Origin of the sequence: Longimicrobium sp., assembly GCF_036554565.1 — a bacterium.
In the GTDB taxonomy this organism is placed as follows: Bacteria; Gemmatimonadota; Gemmatimonadetes; order Longimicrobiales; family Longimicrobiaceae; genus Longimicrobium.
The window spans coordinates 1-5,934 of record NZ_DATBNB010000794.1; the positions used below are offsets into that span (position 1 = coordinate 1).

At 70.0% G+C, this 5,934-nt stretch carries 5 protein-coding genes and 1 riboswitch; of the genes, 3 read left to right on the forward strand and 2 right to left on the reverse strand.

What is annotated here, in order from left to right; translation table 11 throughout:
• Positions 1 to 234 precede the first annotated feature (234 nt).
• Positions 235 to 648, reverse strand: a complete 414-nt coding sequence (locus VIB55_RS22340; RefSeq protein ID WP_331878890.1) for a hypothetical protein — start codon at positions 646 to 648, stop codon at positions 235 to 237.
• A gap of 379 nt (positions 649 to 1,027) precedes the next feature.
• On the opposite strand from VIB55_RS22340, the gene VIB55_RS22345 reads away from it, so the two are divergent.
• Positions 1,028 to 1,717, forward strand: coding sequence for an HAD family hydrolase (locus VIB55_RS22345; RefSeq protein WP_331878891.1), 690 nt, complete (start codon positions 1,028 to 1,030; stop codon positions 1,715 to 1,717).
• Between the two features lie 164 nt (positions 1,718 to 1,881).
• Here VIB55_RS22345 and VIB55_RS22350 read toward each other — a convergent pair whose 3' ends face one another.
• Positions 1,882 to 2,709, reverse strand: a complete 828-nt coding sequence (locus tag VIB55_RS22350; RefSeq protein WP_331878892.1) for a DUF2262 domain-containing protein — start codon at positions 2,707 to 2,709, stop codon at positions 1,882 to 1,884.
• Positions 2,710 to 3,102: 393 nt separating this feature from the next.
• Here VIB55_RS22350 and VIB55_RS22355 point away from each other — a divergent pair, with 393 nt between their 5' ends.
• Together VIB55_RS22355 and VIB55_RS22360 are read left to right on the forward strand one after the other, a co-directional pair.
• The gene (locus VIB55_RS22355) at positions 3,103 to 3,486 is read left to right on the forward strand and encodes a PDZ domain-containing protein (protein WP_331878893.1); all 384 of its coding nucleotides are present in this window, start codon (positions 3,103 to 3,105) and stop codon (positions 3,484 to 3,486) included.
• A 115-nt stretch (positions 3,487 to 3,601) separates the two neighbouring features.
• A riboswitch (cyclic di-GMP riboswitch) is annotated at positions 3,602 to 3,694 on the forward strand.
• 11 nt (positions 3,695 to 3,705) lie between these two features.
• Positions 3,706 to 5,823, forward strand: coding sequence for a bifunctional diguanylate cyclase/phosphodiesterase (locus tag VIB55_RS22360; RefSeq protein WP_331878894.1), 2,118 nt, complete (start codon positions 3,706 to 3,708; stop codon positions 5,821 to 5,823).
• Positions 5,824 to 5,934 lie beyond the last annotated feature (111 nt).

Sequence of the window (5,934 nt, forward strand, 5' to 3'; positions counted from 1 at the left end):
ATCTACTTCTACCGGCGTCTTCTGGGTAGACTGAACGAGAGAACCTGGAAGATCTCCGGCTGACGCCGGACTCCCAAGGGATATGACAAAGTGTCAACAATCCTGTCGGTCTAAACTGTCAACGATCCTCCCGGTTGCTCAGAGGCATGCGCCGCCCTTTTCCAATCGCCCCGGCCCCGCGGCCTCTGCACTGATGCCCGCACGGTGCGCCTGCGGGAGATCTTGATGCCGGGCTCAGCCTCCCGACGAGATCGTCAGCCGCGCAGACGTGGTGGGGACGGCTTCCCGCGTCGGCGCGAACCGCACGACCACCGATACGCTGTCGCGCACCGCGGGTTCGCCGCGCCGGGCCGTTATCACGAACGACATCGTGTCGGGGCTGGACGGCGCCGGCCCGCCCAGGCGCCAGATGGTCACTGAGGCCCTGCCCTGGGCATCGGTGAGGTCGGAGGTGAACTGGTACGGCAGCGCGGGCCGGGCCTCGCGTACTGTCACCTCCACCCCGGCGGCCGGCTGGCCCGTCGGGGCGAGTACGGTGGCATCGACGCGGGCGTGTGCCGATGCGCCGGGCGCCCCCACGGGCAAATCGCACCCCGCGAGGGCGGCGGCAAGCGCCGCCAGCGAGGCCGCGCGCGGATGTTTGATCATCATCGCAATTCGTTGTCTCGAAATCAGTTAAGCGTACGCCGACGCGGGGCGAGGATACCCGGTACGGTGGCCGGCGTTCCTCGATCGACGCGCCATCAACGTGAAGCCCGGAGGCGCTGACGCGGCTGCGGACGGAGATCGAGAGGAAGTGAGTGCGGGACTGCGTGACCGGCCTGAATCAACTCACCGGGCGCGGTAGCGGTCACCACGACCGAGCCTCGTCACCACAGACCTACGGGGGCACGCGATACTTAAGCGAGAGATACTATCGTCGACCTGAGTATCGTCAGGGATAGTATCGTCGGACATACTATTGTCAGAGATAGTATCGTGAGAGATAGTATCGTCAGCTTGAGTATCGGCCGGATCGCAAAAGACCGTGACTACATCAGGAATTTCCCTCGCGCCCGCGGCCATTCTGTTCGACCTGGATGGCACACTCATCGACACGTATCACCTGTACCTGGAGTGCTACCGGCGCGCGCTGGAGCCGCACCTGGGCTACGCGCCCACCGACGAGGAGATCATCGCGCGCAATCCCGTTTCAGAGCGGCGGTTCCTGGTGGACTGGATCGGCGAGAAGCGCGGGGCGGCGTGCCACGCCGAGATGCGGGAGCTGTACGGCGAGCTGTACTCCCTGAAGGGCGAGGGCACCTACGGGGGCGTCGTGGAGATGCTGTCTGCTCTGAAGTCCGCAGGGTACCCGATGGGGATCGTCACGGGGAAGAGCCGCGAGGCGTGGCACGTCACGCAGATCTACTCGGACCTGGGCTACTTCGACGTGGTGATCACCGACGATGACGTGCACGCGCCCAAGCCCGACCCCTCCGGCCTGCTCGCCGCCGCCGCGGCGCTGGGTGTAGAGCCCGCGGCTGCCATCTACATCGGCGATTCCACGAGCGACCTGAAGGCGGGGCGCAACGCGGGGATGAGGATCGGCGCGGCGCTGTGGCCCAAGACGGCGCCGGGGGAGAAGGACGCCTTTCTGCACGCCATCGAGGGGATGATGCCCGAATGGATCTTCGAGCATCCGTCCGACATCACCCGCGCGTTCGCCCTCTGGTGCTGAAGCCGAGCGCGGCGGGTGCCAGGTGACGTGTGCGGGAGGTGCCGCGACGGCTGGTGGAGCGCGTGGGAAAAATCAGCATCCGGGGCATGCGCTCCGGCGCCTCGGCCGCCGGGCAGGCACCACCCGCGCAAACCACGCGCTCAGAGCGGGCCCGGAGCCCTGGCTCAGCCCGGGAGGTCTGCCCTCGTCGGGCCGTCGCGCAGAGTGCCGGTGATCTCGATCGAGTGCCCCCAGAACAGGTCGCCGCCGTCGTACCAGAACGTGAAGCCACCCTCGGCGTCGACCGTGACCGACTCCAGCCGCAATCCGGCGCGGAACCCGGCAGGTGTCATTTTCGCCTCACCTTCATCCAGCCAGCTCTCGTTCTTCCGAGGCAGGAGCGACTGTACCGCGAACGCCCGGATCCTCTCCGCCCACGCCGCCTGGTCGTCCCACAGCGCCCGAGCCGTTCGCAGCGAGGCCGCCAGCTCCACTTCGTTCTCCGCCTCCATCTGGACGACGATGGTGTCGGCGCCCCACGCGGCTGTCCCTTCCCACCACCCGGCGGAGCGGTCCAGGACCAACGTTCCGAAGCGCTCATCTTCGTGCGTGACCGGCGTCGACAGGAGTTCCGCGCGAAGCAGCAGCGGGTCATCGGCGGCCAGGCGGGTGTCCACTACATCGAGGAGCTCCGCGGTGTTCTCGCCCGTGAAGCGGACTCGCACAGAGACCACGCGCCGCGAATTGAGCCGGTCCATCAGTGCCTGCGTCTCGTTGTGCGTGGTCGTTCGGGTGACGGACAGGGGAGTGGTGTGAATGGTCCCGTCCGCGCGGCGCCACTCCTCCAGTGTGAATCGCAGCGTCCAGTCCGCTCCCGGCGGGGTCTGCGATCCTGCTGCGCCCGCCGGGTGCATGATGCCGGTAATCAGCTCGCCGCCGGGCGGTTCGGCGGCGGGTACGCCGGCCGGCGCCCCGGAAAAGAGAAGGACGAGCAATCGGCGCAAGCTTATCATCGGCATGTTCGAAAGCGAGTGGGATGAGGATGTACAGCGAGACACCTGGGAAGGAGGGGCCCGGGCCTGCTCCAGGTGATGCTTCTCAGGCGATGCTTTCCCGGAAGTTGCCGGGCCTGGGCCGGCCAGCACAAGGGCTGCGTCGACGTGTATGCGCCCAGGCCCGCCCTCCGGCAAGGGCGCCTTTCTGCACGCCATCGAGGCGATGACGCCCGAGTGGATCTTCGAGCACCCCTCAGACATCACCCGCGCATTCGACCTGTGGTGCTGAAGCCGAGCCTCCACGGATGCTGAACGCACGCTGGCGCGAAAACAGTTGACGATCCGCGCAACTTCTGCTTGCTTCCAATCGCGTCCCGTCGCCGACGCTCACCTTCGCGCGAGGTCCGTTACGTGAGAATCAGCATCGCCGCAGCCGCGGTGGCCATCGCGTTCGCGCACCCGGCTCGCGCGCAGCAGCCGACGCCGGCGCCGACCGCGACCGCCGCCGACTCGCAGGGGGTCCGGAACCCGCGCCCCGCGGGAACCCTTGGCCTGGCACTTCGCATCTTTCCCAACGCGCGGCCGTTCGTCGCGGTCGTGTCGCCGGAGTCGCCGGCGGCCGCGGCGGGGTTCATGGTGGACGACGTGGTGCTCTCCATCGACGGGCGTGACAGCCTGGAGCGTCCCCTGTTTCCTGGGCTGGCGCCGGGGCGCGCCTACACCGTCCGCGTGAAGCGCGGGGACGAGGAGCGCGAGCTGCGGATCGTGGCCGCGGCGCCTGCCGCCGCGCCGTAAGCGTCACTCGGCGCAGGACGTTTACCGGGAACGTTCCTTGCGCCACCTCCGTGCACCGGCGCAAGTTGCCGGAAATGATGCACCCCGCCTGGCCGTTCTTACCCGCGCCGGGCACCTACGATAACGGCAAACCCGTCGAAAGGCGGGGACGCAAAGCCACGAGGCTACAGCCGCGCTCCCCTGCGGCCATGCCGGTCGGGTTACCGAACAGGTGCTGCCATGCGCACTCCTCCGTCCGTATCCGATGCCGCCTCCGGGGCTGGCGCCGAGACCCTGCGCGGCCTGGCCGCGAACGCCGTCGCCCGGCTGAACCTGGGTGCCGCCGCCGTGCTGCTGGAGGGCGCCGGCCATCCCCCCGTGCACACCGCCGGCGCGCCGGAGCACCAGCAGGCGCTGCTGGCCGCCATCCTTCACCTGGGCCCGCCGCTGCGCGACGCACGGAACGCGGGCGAAACCCGCACCTTCCGCGCGCTCTCCGCCGGCGATCCGTCCCTCGTCTTCGGCCCCTCGCTCGCCCTCGTGCCGCTTGCCACTCCGGGCGAGGCGCCCGCCGGCTCGCTGGTGGCCCTCAACGTCCGGCCCTGGTCCGCCGGCGAGGTCGCCGCGCTGGAGTGCATGGCCGCGGGGGCGATGGCCGAGATCCGCGCGGAGGCCGCGGACGAGGCGCTGCGCGCGGCCCAGGCCCGGCTGGAGCTGCTGGAACGGGCGCTCGCGGCGGTGGATCGCGGGCTGACCATCACCGACGAGACGGGGGCCATCGTCTACACCAATCCCGCCGAGGCCCAGATGCACGGCTACCGGCTGGACGAGATGTACGGCCTTCCCGCCCGCGCGCTGGCGCCGCCCGAGCTGTGGAGCGCGCAGGGCGGCGTGCCTGCGCGCCCCGTGCGCCGCTGGGTGCGCGAGCGGATCAACGTGCGCCGCGACGGCACCCGCTTTCCCGTGCGCCTGTGGTCCGACATCGTAGCGGCGGACGACGAGCGGCCGATGGGGCTGGTGACGTGGTGCGAGGACCTGAGCGGGCGCGAGGAGCCCGCTGCCCCTTCGAGCGACGTGGACCTCGACGCGCTGACGCGCCTGCCCGACCGCGCCGCCTTTCTGCGCGCGCTGCAGCAGGCGTGCGAGGCCCGCGGCCAGCGTGGGGCCGAGTTCGCGGTGCTGTTCGTGGACCTGGACCGCTTCAAGACGGTGAACGACCGCCTGGGCCACGCCGCGGGCGACGCGCTGCTGGCCGTGGTGGGCGAGCGCCTGGCCGCCTCCATCCGCCCCAGCGACATGGTGGCGCGCATCGGCGGCGACGAGTTCGCCGCGCTGCTGCACGGGGTGGAGCGCGAGCAGGACGCGCTCGCCGTCGTTCAGCGCATCCAGCGGCTGCTCGCGGCGCCGGTGACCATCGAGGACGTGGAGATGCGCTGCTCGGCCAGCATCGGCGTGGCGCTGGGGGCGTGCGCGGAGACGCCGGAGGGGGTGCTGGCGATGGCGGACCGCGCCATGTACCGCGCCAAGACGCTGGGCGCCGGGCACCACGGCTTTTCCGAGCCGGGGGTGATGGCGCACGAAGAGGCCCTGCTGGAGGTGGAGAAGGATCTTCTGCGCGCCATCGACCGCGACGAGCTGACGCTTCACTTTCAGCCCATCGTGTGCCTGGCAGACGGGCGGGTGGAGGGGCTGGAGGCGCTGGTGCGGTGGAACCACCCGCAGCGCGGGCTGCTGGGGCCGCAGGCGTTCCTTCCCGTGGCGGAAGAAACGGGGAAGATCGTAGACCTGGACCGCTGGGTGCTGGCCGCGGCGGCGCGGCAGCTGAAGACGTGGACGGACCACCCGCTGCTGGGCGCCCTGCCCGTGAGCGTGAACTTCTCCGGCCGCCACGTGGTGCATCCGCGAGCCGTGCAGGACGTGGAAGACGTGCTGGCCCGCTTCGGGGTAGATACGCGCCGGCTGATGATCGAGGTGACCGAGACTTCGTTCATGGAAGACTTTCAGACCGCCGCCTCCGTGCTGGCCACGCTGCGCGAGCTGGGGGTGCGCATCTGCCTGGACGACTTCGGCACCGGCTACTCGTCTCTCGCCTACCTGCGCCAGTTCGGCTTCGACCGCCTGAAGATCGACCGCTCCTTCGTGCAGCGCATCGGCGAGAGCGCGGCGGACCAGGCCATCGTGCGGAGCATCGTGGGATTGGCCGACGCGCTGGAGCTCGCCGTGACGGCGGAGGGGGTGGAAACCGCCGCGCAGCACGATGCCGTGCACCGGCTGGGGTGCCGGCATGCGCAGGGCTTTCTCTTCGCCCGCCCCATGGCCGTCGACGCGCTGGAGGGGTGGCTGGCCGCGCCGCGCTGAGGTGACGGCCCGCATGATGCCTCGTCATCCCCGTGGACGCCGGTCCCCTCTCCGGGCCGCGCCGCGTTCCTCCCCCCAGGAGAGTCACACATGCTGGACTGGATTCGGCAC

What these genes read in the sequence shown, in the direction of transcription:
- VIB55_RS22360 (WP_331878894.1), top strand. Translation starts at nt 3,706, where the DNA reads ATGCGCACTCCTCCGTCCGTATCCGATGCCGCCTCCGGGGCTGGCGCC.
- VIB55_RS22350 (WP_331878892.1), bottom strand. Translation starts at nt 2,709, where the DNA reads ATGATAAGCTTGCGCCGATTGCTCGTCCTTCTCTTTTCCGGGGCGCCG.
- VIB55_RS22340 (WP_331878890.1), bottom strand. Translation starts at nt 648, where the DNA reads ATGATCAAACATCCGCGCGCGGCCTCGCTGGCGGCGCTTGCCGCCGCC.